Source organism: Mesorhizobium sp. M0207, assembly GCF_040321995.1.
Classification (GTDB): Bacteria; Pseudomonadota; Alphaproteobacteria; order Rhizobiales; family Rhizobiaceae; genus Mesorhizobium.
The window spans coordinates 405,245-424,102 of sequence record NZ_JAMYSQ010000001.1; the positions used below are offsets into that span (position 1 = coordinate 405,245).

At 64.1% G+C, this 18,858-nt stretch carries 16 protein-coding genes; 11 read left to right on the forward strand and 5 right to left on the reverse strand.

Annotated features, from left to right (window positions below; all coding sequences use genetic code 11):
• Positions 1–188: 188 nt before the first annotated feature.
• The 3 genes from aroA to rpsA all read left to right on the forward strand — a co-directional run bounded on the left by aroA (position 189) and on the right by rpsA (position 4,374).
• A complete protein-coding gene (gene aroA / locus NKJ15_RS01845; protein ID WP_352769039.1) occupies positions 189–1,547 on the forward strand; it encodes a 3-phosphoshikimate 1-carboxyvinyltransferase in 1,359 nt (452 codons plus the stop codon).
• 273 nt (positions 1,548–1,820) lie between these two features.
• Positions 1,821–2,471, forward strand: coding sequence for a (d)CMP kinase (gene cmk / locus NKJ15_RS01850; RefSeq protein WP_352813851.1), 651 nt, complete (start codon positions 1,821–1,823; stop codon positions 2,469–2,471).
• Positions 2,472–2,676: 205 nt separating this feature from the next.
• Positions 2,677–4,374 (forward strand): 30S ribosomal protein S1, encoded by a 1,698-nt coding sequence (rpsA, locus tag NKJ15_RS01855; protein WP_023676278.1) that lies wholly within the window; start codon positions 2,677–2,679, stop codon positions 4,372–4,374.
• A 107-nt stretch (positions 4,375–4,481) separates the two neighbouring features.
• Here the strand turns inward: rpsA and NKJ15_RS01860 are convergent, their stop codons facing one another.
• From NKJ15_RS01860 to NKJ15_RS01870, 3 genes are read right to left on the reverse strand one after another with little or no spacing between them, the layout of a single operon-like run.
• Complete coding sequence (locus NKJ15_RS01860) at positions 4,482–5,189, reverse strand: SDR family NAD(P)-dependent oxidoreductase (protein WP_023676277.1); 708 nt, start codon at positions 5,187–5,189, stop codon at positions 4,482–4,484.
• 57 nt (positions 5,190–5,246) lie between these two features.
• Complete coding sequence (locus NKJ15_RS01865) at positions 5,247–6,827, reverse strand: 5-guanidino-2-oxopentanoate decarboxylase (protein WP_352813853.1); 1,581 nt, start codon at positions 6,825–6,827, stop codon at positions 5,247–5,249.
• On the reverse strand, positions 6,824–7,672 hold the full coding sequence (locus NKJ15_RS01870) for a dimethylarginine dimethylaminohydrolase family protein (protein WP_352814105.1): 849 nt from the start codon (positions 7,670–7,672) through the stop codon (positions 6,824–6,826). The genes NKJ15_RS01865 and NKJ15_RS01870 overlap by 4 nt, the downstream gene beginning before the upstream one ends.
• Positions 7,673–7,890: 218 nt before the next feature.
• Between NKJ15_RS01870 and NKJ15_RS01875 the strand changes: the two genes are divergently transcribed.
• From NKJ15_RS01875 to NKJ15_RS01895, 5 genes are all read left to right on the forward strand, one after another.
• Positions 7,891–8,700 (forward strand): ABC transporter ATP-binding protein, encoded by an 810-nt coding sequence (locus NKJ15_RS01875; protein ID WP_023676274.1) that lies wholly within the window; start codon positions 7,891–7,893, stop codon positions 8,698–8,700.
• Between the two features lie 51 nt (positions 8,701–8,751).
• Positions 8,752–9,546 carry a transporter substrate-binding domain-containing protein gene (locus NKJ15_RS01880; protein ID WP_352813855.1) on the forward strand — a complete coding sequence of 265 codons (795 nt, stop codon included), beginning with the start codon at positions 8,752–8,754 and terminating at the stop codon, positions 9,544–9,546.
• 212 nt (positions 9,547–9,758) lie between these two features.
• Complete coding sequence (locus NKJ15_RS01885) at positions 9,759–10,424, forward strand: ABC transporter permease (RefSeq protein ID WP_352814107.1); 666 nt, start codon at positions 9,759–9,761, stop codon at positions 10,422–10,424.
• A 14-nt stretch (positions 10,425–10,438) separates the two neighbouring features.
• Entirely contained in the window at positions 10,439–11,245 is an 807-nt protein-coding gene (locus NKJ15_RS01890; protein ID WP_352814109.1) for an ABC transporter permease, read from the forward strand.
• Positions 11,246–11,342: 97 nt separating this feature from the next.
• Positions 11,343–12,341 carry an Ldh family oxidoreductase gene (locus NKJ15_RS01895; RefSeq protein ID WP_352813856.1) on the forward strand — a complete coding sequence of 333 codons (999 nt, stop codon included), beginning with the start codon at positions 11,343–11,345 and terminating at the stop codon, positions 12,339–12,341.
• A gap of 57 nt (positions 12,342–12,398) precedes the next feature.
• Here NKJ15_RS01895 and NKJ15_RS01900 read toward each other — a convergent pair whose 3' ends face one another.
• Entirely contained in the window at positions 12,399–12,686 is a 288-nt protein-coding gene (locus tag NKJ15_RS01900) for a hypothetical protein (protein ID WP_352813857.1), read from the reverse strand.
• A gap of 228 nt (positions 12,687–12,914) precedes the next feature.
• Between NKJ15_RS01900 and NKJ15_RS01905 the strand changes: the two genes are divergently transcribed.
• A complete protein-coding gene (locus tag NKJ15_RS01905; RefSeq protein WP_352813858.1) occupies positions 12,915–13,889 on the forward strand; it encodes a complex I NDUFA9 subunit family protein in 975 nt (324 codons plus the stop codon).
• A gap of 21 nt (positions 13,890–13,910) precedes the next feature.
• On the opposite strand, the gene NKJ15_RS01910 is transcribed toward NKJ15_RS01905, so the two are convergent.
• Entirely contained in the window at positions 13,911–15,284 is a 1,374-nt protein-coding gene (locus tag NKJ15_RS01910; RefSeq protein ID WP_352469893.1) for a cytochrome P450, read from the reverse strand.
• 183 nt (positions 15,285–15,467) lie between these two features.
• On the opposite strand from NKJ15_RS01910, the gene NKJ15_RS01915 reads away from it, so the two are divergent.
• Entirely contained in the window at positions 15,468–16,037 is a 570-nt protein-coding gene (locus NKJ15_RS01915; protein ID WP_352681479.1) for an NADPH-dependent FMN reductase, read from the forward strand.
• Positions 16,038–16,095: 58 nt separating this feature from the next.
• Positions 16,096–18,762, forward strand: a complete 2,667-nt coding sequence (locus NKJ15_RS01920) for a caspase family protein (protein ID WP_352813860.1) — start codon at positions 16,096–16,098, stop codon at positions 18,760–18,762.
• Positions 18,763–18,858 lie beyond the last annotated feature (96 nt).

The following is an 18,858-nucleotide window of genomic DNA, read 5'->3' on the forward strand; positions in this document are numbered from 1 at the left end:
CCTCGTCGATGAAAGTTTGGTCCCCTTAACCAGAGTTTACGGCGCTGTCAAAGCGAAAAGCCGGCGTCCCAAAAAGCTTCAATTCGAAGGCCTTCATACCAAGGGGATGACCATTTCGGCACGCCATGATAGGAGACCCCGCAAACCAGCAGAAAATGGCCGGCCGCCGGCGTTTCCAGGAAAGAACCATGTCGCACACTGCCGCCCCGAAGCAGGCCACCGCCCGCAAATCATCTGGCCTTTCAGGCGCGGCACGGGTGCCGGGCGACAAGTCGATCTCGCACCGCTCGTTCATGTTCGGTGGCCTGGCCTCCGGCGAAACCCGCATCACCGGGCTGCTGGAAGGCGAGGATGTGATGCGTACGGGCGCTGCCATGAAGGCCATGGGCGCCCATATCGAGAAGCATGGCGCTGAGTGGGTGATCCGCGGTACCGGCAACGGCGCGCTGCTGCAGCCGGAAGGCCCGCTCGATTTCGGCAATGCCGGCACCGGCTCACGCCTCACCATGGGCCTGGTCGGCACCTATGACATGGAAACCACCTTCATCGGCGACGCCTCGCTGTCCGGCCGGCCGATGGGCCGGGTGCTCGAGCCGCTCCGCCAGATGGGCGTGCAGGTGCTGAAGGCGACGCCCGGCGACCGCATGCCGATCACGCTGCACGGGCCCAAGCACGCCGCTCCGATCACCTACCGCGTGCCGATGGCATCGGCACAGGTCAAGTCGGCGGTGCTGCTGGCTGGGCTGAACACGCCGGGCATCACCACCGTCATCGAGCCGGTTATGACGCGCGACCACACCGAAAAGATGCTCAAGGGGTTCGGCGCCAATCTGTCGGTCGAGACCGACGAGCGCGGCGTGCGCCACATTTTCATCGAAGGCCAGGCCAAGCTCACGGGGCAGACGATCGCAGTGCCTGGCGACCCCTCCTCGGCCGGCTTCCCGCTGGTGGCGGCGCTGATCGTGCCCGGCTCGGACATTACAATCGAAAACGTGCTGATGAACCCGACCCGCACCGGACTTCTGTTGACGCTGCAGGAAATGGGCGCGCGCATCGACATAATCGATCCGCGCAACGAAGGCGGCGAGGATGTCGCCGATCTGCGCGTGCGCTATTCCGAGCTGAAGGGCGTCACCGTGCCGCCCGAACGGGCGCCGACCATGATCGACGAGTATCCGGTGCTTGCCGTGGCGGCGAGCTTCGCCGAGGGCGAAACGCTGATGCTCGGGCTGGAAGAGCTGCGCGTGAAGGAATCCGACCGGCTGTCGGCGGTCGCCAACGGGCTGAAGCTCAACGGCGTCGACTGCACCGAGGGCGAGGCCTCGCTTGTCGTGCGCGGAAAACCCGGCGGCAAGGGCCTCGGCCAGCATCCCAACGGACAGGGCACCATCGTCCAGACCCATCTCGACCACCGCATCGCCATGAGCTTTCTGGTGATGGGGCTGGCGACGGAAAAACCGGTGACCATCGACGATCAGGCGATGATCGCAACGAGTTTTCCGGAGTTTATGGGGCTGATGAAGGGGCTTGGGGCGGAGATCGAGTAGCTTGATGGCAATCAATAGCCTTGGGGGTTGGGGCCAAACTGGAACGTCGGCGGGACAGCGCCCCCCTCTGTCCTGCCGGACATCTCCCCCACAAGGAGGGAGATTGGCAGCTTCGGCGCTCCGCTCAATCCTGCGACGTAGACAATTGGCGAAAGCCGCGATGGCCGCCGATCTCCCCCCGAGTGGGGGAGATGTCCGGCAGGACAGAGGGGGGCGCGAAGGATCGCCACGCCTAGCTGGATCATTGCGCTTTTCGATTCCGGTGGGCGGCCAATGACCCCAACCTTCACCATCGCCATCGACGGCCCTGCCGGCGCCGGCAAAGGCACCCTCGCCCGACGGCTCGCCGACCATTACCGGCTGAACCTGCTCGATACCGGCCTTACCTATCGCGCGGTGGCGCATGCGCTGCTCCGGCTCGGCCTGCCGCTCGACAATGTTTCGGCCGCTGAAACCGCGGCCGGGCAGGTCGATCTGGCAAAGCTCGACCGCGCAGTGCTTTCGGCACACGCCGTTGGCGAGGCGGCTTCGAAAGTGGCAGTGATCCCGTCGGTGCGGCGCATCCTGGTCGAGAAACAGCGCGACTTCGCAAGAACACCGCCTGGCGCGGTGCTCGACGGCCGCGACATCGGCACCGTCGTCTGTCCCGATGCCGACGTAAAACTCTATGTCACGGCAAGTGCCGAGGTGCGGGCAAAGCGGCGGCTGGATGAAATCGAGAGCATCGGCGGCACTGCCAATTTCGACGAAATCCTTGCCGATATCGTGCGCCGCGACGAGCGCGATATGGGCCGCATGGACTCACCCTTGAAGCCGGCCGCCGATGCGCACTTGCTCGACACGTCGGAAATGGCTATAGAAGCCGCGTTTCTGGCAGCTCGGGCGATCATCGACGATGTCCTGGCCAAGAGAAACGAAGCCTGAGCCGGGTTTTCCTGCCGCCGCCGATTGCCGGCGACAAAAAGAATTCCCATATCGGGCATGAACCAGCCTGTCAGCATTCTTCATGCGCCGGAATTGCCGCTCAAGGGCGGCCGAGGGCTTTTTGCCCGGAACGCCGGCAGGCCAACGCAACGCTAACCCACGGCGCCCGCCCCGCGACAGATTGCGGGGCATTCCAGGAGAAACTATGTCAGTTGCAAATCCCACTCGCGATGATTTCGCGAGCCTGCTCGAAGAATCATTTTCCGCCGGCCATTCCGGCGAAGGCCAGGTCGTCAAGGGCATCATCACTGCCATTGAAAAGGACATGGCCATCATCGACGTTGGCCTCAAGGTCGAAGGCCGCGTGCCGCTGAAGGAATTCGGCGTCAAGGGCAAGGACACGACGCTCAAGGTCGGCGACACGGTCGAGGTCTATGTCGAGCGTATCGAGAACGCGCTTGGCGAAGCCATGCTGTCGCGTGAAAAGGCCCGCCGCGAAGAGAGCTGGGTCCGTCTCGAGGAGAAATTTACCAAGGGCGAACGCGTCGAAGGCGTCATCTTCAACCAGGTCAAGGGCGGCTTCACCGTCGACCTCGACGGTGCCGTGGCCTTCCTGCCGCGCAGCCAGGTCGATATTCGTCCGATCCGCGACGTCTCGCCGCTGATGCACAACCCGCAGCCCTTCGAGATCCTCAAGATGGATCGCCGCCGCGGCAACATCGTGGTGTCGCGCCGCACCGTGCTTGAGGAAAGCCGCGCCGAACAGCGTTCGGAAATCGTGCAGAATCTCGAAGAAGGCCAGGTGGTCGAAGGCGTCGTCAAGAACATCACCGACTATGGTGCGTTCGTCGACCTCGGCGGCATCGACGGCCTGCTGCACGTCACCGACATGGCATGGCGCCGCGTCAACCATCCGACCGAAATCCTCAATATCGGCCAGACGGTCAAGGTGCAGATCATCCGCATTAACCAGGAAACCCACCGCATCTCGCTCGGCATGAAGCAGCTCGAGAGCGATCCGTGGTCCGAGATCGGCACCAAGTTCCCGATCGGCAAGAAGATCAAGGGTACCGTCACCAACATCACCGACTACGGCGCGTTCGTCGAGCTGGAGCCGGGCATCGAAGGCCTCATCCACGTTTCGGAAATGTCGTGGACCAAGAAGAACGTGCATCCCGGCAAGATCCTGTCGACGACGCAGGAAGTCGACGTGGTGGTGCTCGAGGTCGATCCGGCCAAGCGCCGCATCTCGCTCGGCCTCAAGCAGACGCTGGAGAACCCGTGGGAGGCCTTCGCGCGCAGCCATCCGGTCGGAAGCCAGGTGGAGGGTGAGGTCAAGAACAAGACCGAGTTCGGCCTGTTCATCGGCCTCGAAGGCGACGTCGACGGCATGGTCCACCTTTCCGACCTCGACTGGACCCGTCCGGGCGAGCAGGTGATCGAGGAGTACAATCGCGGTGACATGGTCAAGGCGCAGGTGCTCGACGTCGACATAGACAAGGAACGCATCTCGCTCGGCATCAAGCAGCTGGCCAAGGATACGGTCGGCGAAGCAGCGACGTCAGGCGAACTGCGCAAGAACGCAGTCGTCACCTGCGAGGTTATCGGCGTGAAGGATGGCGGTCTGGAAGTGCGGCTGGTCGACAGCGGCATCGAGACCTTCATCAAGCGCTCCGACCTCAGCCGTGACCGCGACGAGCAGCGCCCCGAGCGCTTCACCGTCGGCCAGAAAGTCGACGCCCGCGTCATCGCCTTCGACAAGAAGACCCGCAAGCTGCAGGTCTCGATCAAGGCGCTGGAAATCGCCGAAGAGAAGGAAGCGGTCGCTCAGTACGGCTCAACCGATTCCGGCGCTTCGCTGGGCGATATTTTGGGTGCTGCGCTGAAGAAGCAGGGCAGCTAAGCCAACACCGCGCCTCGCGCGGGTTATAAAACGAAACAAAAAGCCCCGCCGGAACGATCCGGCGGGGCTTTTGCTTGTGACCCTTTGCTTGCGAACGGACCGCAGGCTCAGGCCCGGCCGTAGAGTGGCACCAGCGTGCCGCTGATCGCCATGTTGGCCGGCGAGGCAAGGTAGGCAATGGCCTCGGCCGCCGCTTCAAGGCTGACCCATCTGCTGAAATCTGCGTTCGGCATGTCAGCCCGGTTGGCCGGCGTGTCGAGCGTCGAAGGCGCCACGGCGTTGACCAGGATGCCGTTGCCCTTCAGCTCTTCGGCTATCGCCACGGTCATCGCGGCGACTGCCGCCTTGGCGGCGGCGTAGGCCACCTTGCCGGAGCCGCGCCGCGGATCGAGCCCGGCTCGCGCGGTGACATTGACGATGCGACCCGGCACGGAAGATCCCAGCATCGAGCGTATCGCCGCGCGGCAGCACAGAAAGGTAGTGCGGGCGTTGGTGTCCATCATCTCGGCGAAGGAGGCGGGCTCGATCTTCTCGACCGGCGCCGCGGTGAAGCCGCCGGCCAGATGCACCGATGCCCATAGATCTGGAACGCTGGCATAGAAGGCGTCGACCTTGGCAGGATCGGCAAGGTCGACATTGTGCGCCAGCCTGACGCGGTCATGCGCCGGAAAGGGAAAATGCGCAGGCGCGGCAGCGTGGGCATTGGGCACATGGCAGATCGCGCCCTGCTCCAGCAGTTTTCCTACGACCGCGCCGCCAAGGGCACCGGTGCCGCCGGTCACCACGATATGTCTGCCGTCCAGTGTTTCCGTCATATTCGACCGCTCCGTCATTGCGCGCCGCCGATGCGGAAGGTCGCGCCTTTCGCGCGATCACTCAACCGAAATCTCGATGACGTAAGGTCGTCCAGTCGCCCGCGCGCGCCCAAGCGCGTCCGCCAAGCCGCCGGTGCCGGAAATCCGCTCGGCGGCAATGCCGTACGCTTCGGCCAATTTGCAGAAATCCGGCGGTGCCGGGGAGACGCCGACCGGCTCGACGCCGACGTCGAGCATCGAGGTTTCGATCTCGCGGTAGCCACGATTGTTCCAGACGGCGAAGATCACCGGCGCCGCCGCGTCGAGCGCGGCGCCCAGTTCCGGCAGGGTGAACTGGAAGCCGCCGTCGCCGGTGAGGCAAACGACCGGCGCCTCAGGCCTGGCAAGGACGGCACCGATCGCCGCCGGCGGGCCATAGCCGAGCGCGCCGAAGCCGGTGGCGGCGTTGAACCAGCCGCCCGGCCGGTCGTGATCGTAATAGAGGTTAGCGGCGTAGACCGGCTGGGTCGAATCGCCGACGATGATCGCGCCAGGCAGCGCATCGCGGATCGTCTCGACGGCGCGCAATTGCGCCTGCATAGCCGGGCCGATCTCGGCAAAGGCCGCTTGCCGCGTCGCGGCGGCGCGAGCGGCGCCGTCGACCGATTGCGCCTGGCCCGTGCCGAGTTCGGCACGCAGCGCCTCGAGCGCTGCACCGCAATCGGCCTGGATCGAAATCCGAGCCGGCCGGCGGGCAAGCTGGTCGGCGCCGATGTCGATGCGGATCAGATTGGCAGGCAGGACAAAACCGCCGTCGCCATAGCCATCATAGTCGGTCGGACCGAATTCGGTGCCAGCGGCAATGACCAGGTCGGCGCCGGCCATCAGCGCACGCACCGCCTTCAGGCTGGGGCTGGCCGGCACGCCAAGCGGATGGCGATAGAGCAGGCCGCGCGCATTGGCAGTCTGGACGACCGGCGCTCCCAACCTCTCGGCCAGGCGCTGCAACGGCGCTTCGGCAGCTTTGGCGCCGCCGCCGGCAAGGATAAGCGGCCGGCGGGCAGACGCGCATAGCCTTGCCGCCTCGGCAATCGCCGCTACATCCGGCTCGGGCGGCGCTGAATTCCGCAGCAGCGGCACGATGCCGTTGGCCGGCATGGTCATGACATCGGTCGGGATCTCAATATGCACGGGACCCGGACGCGAGGATGAAAACAGCGCAAAGGCGCGGGCGAGCACGCCGGGCAGTTCGCCGGCCTCGGTGACACGGTGCGAAAACAGCGCCACCTTCTCCATCATGCCGCGCTGGTCCGGCAGTTCATGCAGATGGCCAAGGCCTTTGCCCAGCGTCGGTGTGGCGTTGACGCCCGAGATTACCAGCATCGGCACCGAATCGGCGCGCGCCTGGCCCATGGCGGTGATGGTGTTGGTCAGCCCCGGCCCGGTGATGACGAAGGCGATACCCGGCCTGCCGCTGGCGCGCGCATAGCCGTCAGCCATGAAGCCGGCGCCCTGCTCGTGGCGCGGCGTGATGTGACGGATCTTCGACCGCGCCAGCCCGCGGTAGAGCTCGACCGTGTGCACGCCGGGAATGCCGAAGACGATGTCGACGCCGTGCGCTTCGAGCAAGGTGATGAGCGCTTCGCCGATGGTCGTCATTGTCTTAGCACCGGGCGTGTGAGGCAGGTCGGGCCGCCCTCGCAGGCAATGCACAGCGCATCGGCCTCGAATGTCGAGACCGTACAGCCAGCGCCCTGCATGGCAGCCCCCGTCTTCGGAAAACCGGCAACGGCGATAACCTGGCGCGGCGCGGTCGGCAGGACATTGAGGCTGAGCCCATTCGAGGCGAAGAATTCGTCGGCATCGCCGTCGACCAGCCGAATGCCGCGTTCGCGCAGCATCTGACGGAAGGCGACCGGCAGGAGGGGCGCATAGACCAGCGCCAGATCGTCGGCGAGCGGGCTGATCACCGACATCAGGTGCAGGCAGGCCTCCTCGCCTTGCCAGAGCGGCAGGTCGAAGCCATAGACCTGGATGCCCTTGGGCGAAAGCAGGTTGGAGAGCTGCTGGATGCCGTGCTGATTGGTGCGCACGCCGCGGCCGATGGCCAGCGTGTTTGCATCCACCCACACGCAGTCGCCGCCCTCGACCTGGCCGGGAGCCTCGATACGGCCGAGGATGGGGATGCCCATGCGCCCATAGGCTGCCTCGTGGAGGCTGGGCTCGGGCCGGCGCAGCGCCTTGCCCATGGCAAGGATGACCGCGCCATGATCGGTCATCAGCGACGGATCGTGGGTAAAAACCGAATCGGCAAGCCCGTCGTCGGCGTCACTCAGCCATTCGATCTCAGCGCCTGAGGCCGAAATCAGCCTGGCCAGCGCATCATGCTGGACCGCCGCTTTTTGCGGATCGAAGCCTGGGCCATAGTGCCACTCCAGCGCTTCGGCCCGACGCATGGCGCCGGCAGCGGAGCGCATCAGCACGCGCTGCAGCGTCCCGGCCATCGACTGCGACCCGTATGCTTTGCCCACTAAATTCTCCTGAAACGCGCCCCTCCTGCCAATAGCCACTCGGCAGGCGGTGATCAATGGTCCAAAAAACTGCGGTTGACGGAGACAAGCGGAACGGTCCATCTTGAGAATCGGAACGCTGTCCAGTGACGGGTAATGGGTAAAAAATTCCAGCAAGCACTGCCTCGGCTGCTCCGCGGGGCACCGCGACGATGACAGCGCCGGCCACTGCCCTGAAGCATACGGCGCAGAACGGCGCTGCCGAAGCCATCCACGTCGAGAACCTGCACAAGAATTTCGGCAAGCTGCATGTATTGAAGGGCGTTTCGCTGTCGGCGCGCGATGGCGAGGTGATCGCCATCATTGGCGGCAGCGGCTCGGGCAAATCGACGCTGCTGCGCTGCATCAACTGCCTGGAGAACCCGACCAGCGGCATTATCCGGGTCAATGGCGAAGAGATAAAGCTGAAGGCCGACAGCTACGGCCACACCGTGCCCGCAGACCGCAAGCAGATCGAACGCATCCGCTCCAAGCTTGGCATGGTCTTCCAGAACTTCAATCTGTGGAGCCACATGACGTTGATCGAGAACGTCATCGAGGTTCCCGTGCATGTGCTCGGCGTCAAGCGCGATGTGGCGATCGGCGAGGCGGAAAAATTGCTCGCCCGCGTTGGCTTGGCCGAAAAACGCGACGTCTATCCTGCCTATCTGTCGGGCGGCCAACAGCAGCGCGCCGCGATCGCCAGGGCGCTGGCCATCAATCCGCGCGTCATGCTGTTCGATGAGCCGACTTCGGCGCTCGACCCGGAACTCGTCGGCGAGGTGCTGAAGGTGATCGGCGACCTGGCGCGCGAAGGCCGCACCATGGTGCTGGTCACCCATGAGATGAAGTTTGCCCGCGAGGTCGCGACGCACGTCGTTTACCTCCATAACGGGCTGGTCGAGGAAGAAGGGCCGCCGGAACAGATCTTCGGCGCACCAAAATCCGAAAGGCTGAAGCAGTTCATCCGCAACATCAGTTAAACTGTGGGCGGACGAAAACCGGGAACAACAACAAAACTGGGAGTCATGACGATGAAGATTATTCTCAAGACCTTTGCCGCAGCGCTGCTGGTTGGCGTTGCCGCCATGGGCGTGGCCAAGGCCGATCCGGTCAAGATCGGTGTCGCTGCCGAGCCCTATCCGCCGTTCACCTCGCCGGATGCTTCCGGCAAATGGGTCGGTTGGGAAATCGAATTCATCGACGCTGTCTGCGCCGAAGAGAAGCTCGACTGCGTCATCACGCCGGTCGCCTGGGACGGCATCATCCCGGCGTTGACGACCAAGAAGATCGACGTCATCGCCAGCTCGATGTCGATCACCGACGAACGCAAGAAGACGATCGACTTCTCCGACAAATATTACAACACCCCGACTGCGATCATCGGGCCGAAGGACCAGAAGTTCGGCTCGACACCGGAGGACCTCAAGGGCAAGATCATCGGCGTCCAGGTCTCGACCGTACACGCCGACTACGCCAAGAAGCACTTCGCCGACTTGGCGGAAATCAAGGAATACCAGACCCAGGACGAGGCCAACCAGGATCTTGCCGCCGGCCGGGTCGACGCGGTGCAGGCCGATTCCATCGCCCTCGACGCCTTCCTGAAATCGGACCAGGGCAAGCAATGCTGCGATCTGAAAGGCATGGTCGCGCCGGATCTGGCCATTCTCGGGCCCGGCGTCGGCGCCGGCGTCCGCAAGGAAGACACCGAGTTGAAGGAAAAGATCAACGCCGGTATCAAGGCCATCCGCGCCAACGGCAAATATGACGAGATTTCGAAGAAGTACTTCGACTTTGATATTTACGGCTCCGACACGCAGTCGAACTGACGGCCTCATCCATGAGCGATTAACCACGCGGCCCCGATAGAGCCGCGTGGTTGGTCGAAATCCATCGACGCGAGCTTCCGCGGGCGGAAATCGCCGGCGGTTTTAGCGCCAGCAATTCGAGGGCGACGCTGATCGACGCATTTGTTCCGGCTTGGGCCGCCTCTGCCATCGCGCTTCTCTCGCCCGTGCCGCCGGGCTGGGGTGGAACGCTCATCGTCGGGCTGCTCCATACGATCGAGATTGCGGTCGGCGCCACCTGTCTCGGCCTTTTGATCGGCATCGGCGGCGCCTCCGGCAAGCTGTATGGTGGTCCGGTGGTGCGCGATCTCCTGGCAGTCTATACGACCGTCGTGCGCGCCGTGCCGGAGCTGGTGCTGATCCTTCTGCTCTATTACGCCGGCACCGACCTGATCAATCAGATGCTGACGGCAACGGGCTATCGGCGTATGGACATTAGCGGGCTGGCCGCCGGCATTGCCGTGCTCGGCTTCGTCCAGGGCGCCTATTCGACCGAGGTGATCCGCGGCGCGATCCTCGCCATTCCGCAGGGCCAGATCGAAGCCGCGCGCGCCTATGGCATGTCTCCCGGCCTGCTGCTGCGGCGCATCACGCTGCCGGCGATGCTGCCCTTCGCCATACCCGGCCTTGCCAATCTCTGGCTGATCGCCACCAAGGACACAGCCCTGCTGGCGGTCGTCGGCTTTTTCGAGCTGACATTGGCGACACGGCAGGCGGCCGGCGTGACCAAAGCCTATCTGACATTCTTTATCGCCGCCGGCGCGATCTACCTTCTGTTGACGCTGGTTTCGAATCTGATCATCGGCCGCATCGAGACATGGGCCCGCCGCGGCATGCCGTCGCTCAAGGAGGCCCGGTGATGGCTGGCCCGGCGATGACTGGCGAAGCGGCCGTCGAGATAGCCGCACGCGCTTCGCTGTGGCTGAAGCCGCATCGTATCGCGCTGATCCTGATCGCGCTGGGGCTGGTTTTGGCGGCGGCCGTCTTCATGCGCTGGGACTGGCTGCCGAAATATTACGGGATGGGATTGCTCGGCATCTGGCGCGCGCTGTGGATTCTTGCCGTCACCTGCATGCTGGGCTTCCTGCTCGCCATGCCGCTCGGACTGGCACAGGCCGCAGGCTCTTTCTGGTTCGCGGCGCCCGCCAAGGCCTTCTGCACGGTCATCAGGGGAACGCCGCTGCTGCTGCAGCTCTGGTTGCTCTATTACGGGCTGGGCTCGCTGTTTCCACAATATCCATGGATTCGCGAGTCCTGGATGTGGCCCTATCTGAGGCAGGCTTGGCCCTATGGCGTGCTCGGGCTGACGCTGTCCTTCGCCGGCTATGAGGGCGAGGTGATGCGAGGCGCTTTTGCCGGCGTACCGAAAGGCCAATTGGAAGCCGCCCGCGCCTTCGGCATGAGCCGCTGGAGGATTTTCCGGCGAATCTGGCTGCCGCAGGCCTTCTACCGCGCGCTGCCGACACTGACGGGCGAAATCGTGCTGCAGCTGAAATCGACGCCGCTGGTGGCGACCATCAGCGTGATCGACATATTCGCCGTCTCTTCAAAGGTGCGTCAGGATACCTACCTCACCTATGAACCCTTGCTGCTCCTGGCGTTGATCTATATGGCGATTACCGGCATCCTCGTCTTCACCCTGGGCAAGATCGAGGCGCGGATTCCGAACAAGATTGGTTAGGTGAATGGTGAATGGTCAGTAGTGAGTAGCCCGTAGTGTTTCCGGCTAAATCCCACTCACCATTCACCCATTCCCTCAGATATTCATGGCAATCACAATGCAACTCAGTCTCGACCAGGCGACAGGGCTGTGCCGGATGGCCGCACTTGGCGCTGGCGCCAACGAAGAGGCGGCGCAGTCGCTGGCTGCCTCGATCGTCGCGGCCGAGGCGGAAGGACTGTCGACCGTTGGGCTGTCGCACTTCATCGATTATCTCGAAGCGCTGGAAGCCGGCCGCATCGACGGCAACGCCGATCCGGTGATCACCAGGCCGGCGCTCGCGGTCTATCTCTCCGATGCGCGCGGCGGACTGGCGCATACCGGTTTCGACCGCACGATCGATGAACTCGCCAAGGCGGCGCGGCTGTTCGGCGTCGCGATTTTTTCGCAGAAGAATGCCTATACGTGCGGCGCGCTCGGCTATTTCACCGGAAGGCTGGCCGCGCAGGGATTGGTGTCGTTCGCCGCCACCAACGGCCCGGCCGTGCTTGCCGGCTCGGGCTCGGTCAAGCCGGTCTACTGCACCAACCCGATGTCCTTTGCGGCACCCGCCGACGGGGCGGCGCTGGTCATCGACCAATCGTCGAGCGCCACCGCCTTCGTCAACATCCGCAAGGCGGCCGAGGACGGCAAGAAGATACCCGAAGGCTGGGCACTGGATGCGAGCGGCAATCCGACCACGGACCCGGCAGCTGCAATGAAGGGCGCCATGCTTGCCTTCGGCGGCCAGCGCGGCGCCAACATCGCGCTGATGGTCGAGGTGCTGGCTGCGGGCCTGTCGGGCGCCAACTGGTCGCTCGATGCGCCATGGTTCAGCGGCGGGCCGGACAGTCCGGGGACCGGCCTGTTCGTGCTTGCCGTCGAGCCCAAGCTGCTCGATCCGGACTTCGAAAAGCGGATGAAGGATCAACTCGACCGGCTGCGGCGGCGCTATGGCGTGCATGTGCCGGGGCGTGCCCGGGCCGAGGCCGCGGAGAAGGCGGCGGCGCGCGGCATAAGCGCGCCGAAAGCCGTGGTGCAGCGCATTTCCGAATTCGCCGCCCGCTATTCGTCCTGAAGAAATTCGTTTGTCCGATGAGCGGCTGAGAACGCCGGCCGATCCGGTAGCGCGAGCCTACTTCCCGCAATAATGATCGTTGATGACGTTCGCCGCATTCGCGTCCGGCCCTACCCTGTTGTAGGAGCAGGGTTCGGCGGCCGTCGTGAACAGGTGGTTGTCATAGTAGCGCGGGCCACCGAACAGAATGTCGATGATGTCGCCGTTGGCGGGAACGTAGCGCTCGGGTTGAGCTTGGTGGTGATGCCGGTTTGCCGCGAATGCCGAGGCACCAATGCTGCAGCCTGTTGCGAAAGCCATAGCGAAGATCGCAACGCATTTTGTCGTCATCGGAATATCCTCCATTCGAAATCAAACCATACATCTAAAATCGCCGACCGAACAAAGGTTCCTGTTCCTGATGGAGTTGCCGTAAAGCCGGGCCTCGACGGCGTTTTCTGCCACTTCGAACGGATCCGGAAAATCATGCTTCAAGAGTGCCGGGCGACCTATGGTCGCCCTTTGCCTTTGGCGCGAAACCGACTATGAAACGGCTTCAAACCAAACCATCTGGATAGCCCGCCGGAGCCAGCCATGACCGAAATCCTTCAGACCCCAAAGCTCGTCGTCGTTTTCGGCGGCTCCGGCTTTGTCGGTCGTCATGTCGTGCGGGCGCTGGCCAAGCGCGGCTACCGCATCCGGGTTGCCTGCCGTCGGCCCGATCTCGCCGGTCACCTGCAGCCGCTCGGCAATGTCGGGCAGATCCAGCCGGTGCAGGCCAATGTCCGGGTGCGCTGGTCGGTCGACCGCGCCGTGCAAGGCGCGGACCATGTCGTCAATCTGGTTGCGATCGCGCATGAGGCCGGTCGGCAGAAATTCACTGCCGTCCACGAATTCGGCGCGCGCGCTGTCGCTGAAGCGGCGCGCGCCGTCGGCGCCGGCCTAACCCACATCTCGGCTCTGGGAGCGGATCTCCACGCGCAATCGGACTACGCGCGTACCAAGGCGCTCGGCGAAAAGGCCGTTCTGGAGACGGTCCAAGACGCCGTGATCTTGCGGCCATCGATCAATTTCGGGCCGGAGGACGGTTTCTTCAACCGCTTTGCCAACATGGCCCGCTTTTCCCCGGTGCTGCCGCTGATCGGCGGCGGGCAGACGAAATTCCAGCCGGTCTATGTCGGCGACGTCGCCGAAGCGGTGGCGCATTCGGTCGACGGCAAGGTCCAGGGCGGCCGGATCTATGAACTCGGCGGGCCGCAAGTGCTTACCTTCAAGGAATGCATGCAACAGCTGCTTATCATCATCGAACGCAAGCGGTTATTGCTGCCCGTGCCATGGTGGCTGGCGAACCTCCAGGCATCAATTCTCGGGCTGTTGCCCAATCCGTTGTTGACCAAGGACCAGGTCCTGCTGTTGCGCCAGCACAATGTCGTGTCGGAAGCCGCCGTCAAGGACAACCGGACGCTCGCCGGCCTCGGGATCCAGCCACGGTCGATCGGAACCATCCTGCCCAGCTATCTCTGGCGCTACCGCGCCGCCGGCCAGTTCCAACGCAAGTCCGCCGCATAATACGAACGGACGTCCGGTTGCCTACGAGGCGCGCCGGGTGACCTGCATCGGCAGGCCGCCTTGCGGCTGCGTCGTCAGCTTCTGCACCGGCCAGGGGCGGGTTTCCGCGGTGGCGTCGAAACGGTAGCGCGACAGCATGATCGCCAACGCGATGATTGCCTCCTGCATGGCGAAGCTGGCGCCGATGCAGACGCGGGGGCCGGCGCCGAACGGCAAATACTGGAAACGATCGATCTTTTCGCGGTTTCCCGGATGGAAGCGTTCCGGCATGAAAGCGTCCGGCCGGTCCCACAATTTCCGATGGCGGTGGACGACCCACGGCATCACCAGCACCGCAGCACGTCGCGGTATGTAGAGGCCGTTCCAGGTTTCGGGCTCGATCGGTTCGCGGTTGATCGACGGCGCCGGCGGATAGAGCCTGAGCGCCTCGTCGAAGGCGGCGCGGGTGAGCGGCATGGCGTCGAGCCATTTCGTCGGGTCGGGCTCACGCGCCAACACCGCATCGATCTCGTGCTCGATCTTTTCGCGCTCCCACGGCGCTTCGGCAAGGCAGTAGAGCGTCCAGCCGAGCGCCCTGGCCGTAGTCTCGTGGCCGGCACCGATGAAGGTGATGATGTTGTCCTCGACCTCGGCCCGGGTCAGCCCGCCCGGTCCCTCCGCCTTCAACAGCAGCGTGAGAAAATCCTGCGGCACGGTGTCCGGAGCGCGCCTCAGCCGCGCCTCGCGCATCTGCACCGTGTCGGTGACGATCTTGCGGAAGTAGGCCATGGTCTTGCGGCCGCGGATGCGGGTCAGGCGCGGCAGCCAGTCGGGCGCACGCAAAAGGTCGAGCGGATCGACCCGGCCCATCGTCTCGAACAGGCGATCGATCTCCTTGGCGAAGCTGCCGGGCTCGCCCGATATCTCGCCCGAAAACAGTGTCTCGGCCAGGATGTCGAAGGTGAGCAGCGTCATGTCGTGGGCGATATCCGACGTGCCACCTTGCTCGTAACGGGTGACGAATTCGAGCGTGCGTTTCAGCATCGGCTCGGCGAAGCCGAAGATGTGGCGCGGCGTGAACACCGGCGCCATCGCCTTGCGCGAACGCCGCCACACTTCGCCCTCGGCGGTCAGCAGCCCGTCGCGCAAGATCGGCCGCAGGATCAACTGGCGCACCGTGGCCATCTTGTAGTTCTTGGCGTTGTCGACAAGCACATGGCGGATGAGGCCGGGATCGTTGGCGATGACCAGCGGTCCCCCGACGCCGTTCACCGAAATCCAGGGCTCGTTGTAGGTCGCCTCACCCCACAGTTCGAGCGGATTGCGGTAGACGATGCGGATCATCTCCAGCGTTGAAGGCGGCGCGGTGCGCGGCTTCGGCGCCGGCGGGACGAAGGGGACGGGCTGACTGTCCATGGCTTGCTCCGCTGACACCTCAATGTAGTGGCGGGCAAGGCAGGCGTCCATGTGACCGGACGACAAGGTGATGCATCCGCTCTCTGGAATGTGACCCGGGCACCGGAAAGTGCCTGCTTGCTGTGTCCGGCTGCGTGTCTTAGGTGGCAGCACCACAGATGTCAGAACCGGCGGGAGCCTGCCTTGAAGCACCAGTTGAACGTCATCATCGGCAGCACGCGGCCGGGCCGCGCCGGACCCGCTTTCGCAAAGTGGCTGGAGAGCTTTGCGCGCGAGCATGGCAAATTCGAGCCGGTGCTCACTGACATCGCCGCATTCAACCTGCCGGTGCTGGACGAGCCGCATCATCCGAGACTCGGCAAATACGAAAACAGCCACACGAAAGCCTGGTCGAAAGCAATCGACGCAGCCGACGCATTCGTCTTCGTGGCGCCGGAGTACAATTATTTCACCGCTCCCGCGATCGTCAACGCGGTCGACTACCTGCTCAGGGAATGGCGATACAAGCCGGCCGCCATCCTCAGCTACGGCGGTGTCTCCGGCGGTTTGCGAGCGGCGCAGGCGGTCAAACCGTTGCTGACCGCCGTCGGTGTCATGCCGATTCCGGAAGGCGTGGCGCTGCCGATGTACCAGAAGCTGCTCGACGAGACCGGCGCCTTCCTGCCCAGCGAGCAGGTGCTCGGCGGGGCCAGGACCATGCTGGACGAGCTGTTCCGCTGGAGCGAAGCGCTGAGGCCGATGCGCGCCAGCTAACAACGCGAACGGCCGAACTGGCCGATGCCATAACTTGCTCATGCCATAAAGAGATGGAATGCTCCGGCAAATGACCGGGCCGGGGCGGTTCGATTTGCGTTTTCTGTTTGCCTTGCTGCTGATCCTCTCGACGGCCTCCGCTGCAATGGCGGAGCGGCGCGCTGCGCTGGTCATCGCCGAGAACGACTACCGGCTGATCCGGCCGCTCGCCAATCCCGTCAATGACGGCGAGATCATGGAAACTGTGCTGAGGAAGCTCGGTTTCGAGGTCTTCCTCGAAACCAACCGCGACCTGCGGCGCATGCGCCGGGCGCTTGACGATTTCCGCGAGGATGCCAAAGGCGCCGACGTGGCACTGGTGTTCTTCTCCGGCCACGGCGTCGAGATAGCCGGCGAGAATCGGCTCCTGCCGGTCGATGCAGACGCGTCGTCGCTCGCTACGCTGGAACGGACCAGCCTGCCGCTGGAGGAGATCCGCGCGACCGTCGCCGCCACCAGCAAGGTCGGACTGATCGTGCTCGATGCCTGCCGCAGCGATCCGTTTGCGGCTACGGGCGGCGAAGGCCGCGGCGCAGCGGCGCTGGTAAAAGAGGTCAGCGACAAGGTCCGGCCGGGTCTTGGCCGCATCGGGCGGGCAGAAAACATCCTGTTTGCCTTCTCGGCGGCGCCCGGCGAGACCGCCGCGGATGGGACGGACCAGAATTCGCCGTTTACCGCGGCGCTGACGAAATACCTCGGCACCGAAGGTCTCGAGATCCGCTCCGTGCTGACGCTCGTGCAGCAGGAGGTTTACGACCTCTCGCGCGGCAAGCAATTGCCCTATGTCGAGAGCGGCCTGCCGCAGCTGTTCTTTGCCGCCTCGGCCAAGGAGAAATTGCCGGAACGCGAACGCCTGTTGCTGGCCATGGCCGAGGTGACGCCTCAGATGCGCGGCGAAGTGGAGAAGATCGCCAGCGACGCCGACATGCCGCTGGCACCGCTCTATGGCGCGTTGATCAGTTCCGATGCCGGCCACCTCTCCGCGGACAGTCTGAACGCCAGGCTGCGTGAGGCAGCCGACGCCTTCGTCAAGGTGCGGAGCGAAATGCAGACGCTTGGATCCGACGATCTCAGAGTGTCGGCGTTGCGCCGGCAGGCCGAAGAGCAGCTTTCGCTGGGAGCGTTCGATGCGGCGCGGAAAAAGCTCGCCGAGGCAGCCGAGATCGACAGTGTCTCTCGCAACGCTTTGAAGGCCAATTTCGTCAGCCGCACGCTCTCCGAGGCCGCAACGCGCTATTTGTCCGGCGGGGCGGCGCGCGCCGACCTCGACTACGCCACAGCCATCAAGGACTATGAGTCCGTGCTCGCGCTTTATGACGAAGCCGGACAGGTGGTGCTGTCGCTCGACGACGCCGACCGCTTGATCCGCACGCTGGACGAGCTCGGCAAGCTGTATACCACGGTCGGCAATATCGATGCGGCTGGCCGTGCCTTCGAGGCGCTGCAAGCCGATCTCGAGCGGCGGTCGCATCATGAAACCGATCTCAACGTGAAGCGCGACTTCGCCGTCAGCCACGTCAAGCTCGGCAACGTGCGGATGGCGCAAGGCAATCTGCCGTCAGCGCTGCAGAATTATGAGACCGCCAAGACCATTCTGCAGGGCCTGACCGAGGCAGAACCGGACAATCTGGAGTGGTTCGGCGACCTCGCCATGGCCGACGACAAGATCGGCAACGTATTGGCGACGCAAGGCGATCTGGCCGGCGCCGCAGAGGTCTACCAGGAAAGCCTGTCGATCAAGAAACAGCTCGCCGCCGGAGAACCGGACCGTGCCGAACTGCAGCGCGACCTGACCATCACCTACGATGAGATCGGTCACCTTGCCCATATCGCAGGCCAACTGGACAACGCACAGGCGGCCTATGAAGAGAGCCTGAAGGTGCGGCTGGCGCTGGCGGCGGACAAACCGGGAGACGCCGACCGGCAGCGTGACGTCTCGGTCAGCCACGATACGATAGGCGACCTGCTGCGCGAACGCGGCGACGCCGCCGGGGCGCTGGCGGCCTACAAGGAAGGTCTGGCGATCGTCAAGCAACTGGCGAAACGCGATCCGGACGACACCGAGTTGAAGCGCGACCTGTCGGTCGGCAACGCCAAGATCGGCAATGCGCTGAGCGACCAGCAGAATTGGCCGGCGGCACTTTCGGCTTATCGTGAGGCACTTTCGCAGGCCAGCGTGCTCGCCGCCGGCGACCCGAACAACACCGAATGGCAGCGCGACCTGTCCGTGTGCATCGAGAAAGTCGCCGGCATCCTGGCGATACAGGGCGACCACAAAGGCGCGCTGAAAGCCTATCTGGACAGCTACGCGATTGCGCAGAGGCTGGCCAAGCTCGATCCCGCCAATTCCGACTGGCAGCGGGACTTGTCGATAACGCTGTCCGAAGTCGCCACGCTGCGCCTCAGGCAGCGCGACGTCAGGGGCGCCCGGCAAGCCCTTCAGGACAGCCTGGCCATTCGCGAGAAACTTGCCCGGTCCGATCCGGACAACGCCACCTGGCAGCGCGACCTGGTGGTCGCCTATATCGACTACGCCCAAGTCGCAAAGGACCCGAAGGCTGTGCTTTCCAAGGCGCTCGACATGACGCTCGAGCTCGACCGGAGCGGGCGGTTGGCACCGCGCCACAAGTTCATGATCAAGTTTTTACGTGAGCGGCTGGCCAGGATCGAAGCCAGGCGCCGATAGCCTGCTCACGCGATGGTCATTCCGTTCCGAAATGCCTGCAAACCTTGGAAAAACCGCCTTTTGCGCCTATATCTACGACATTAGAAATGCGCGATT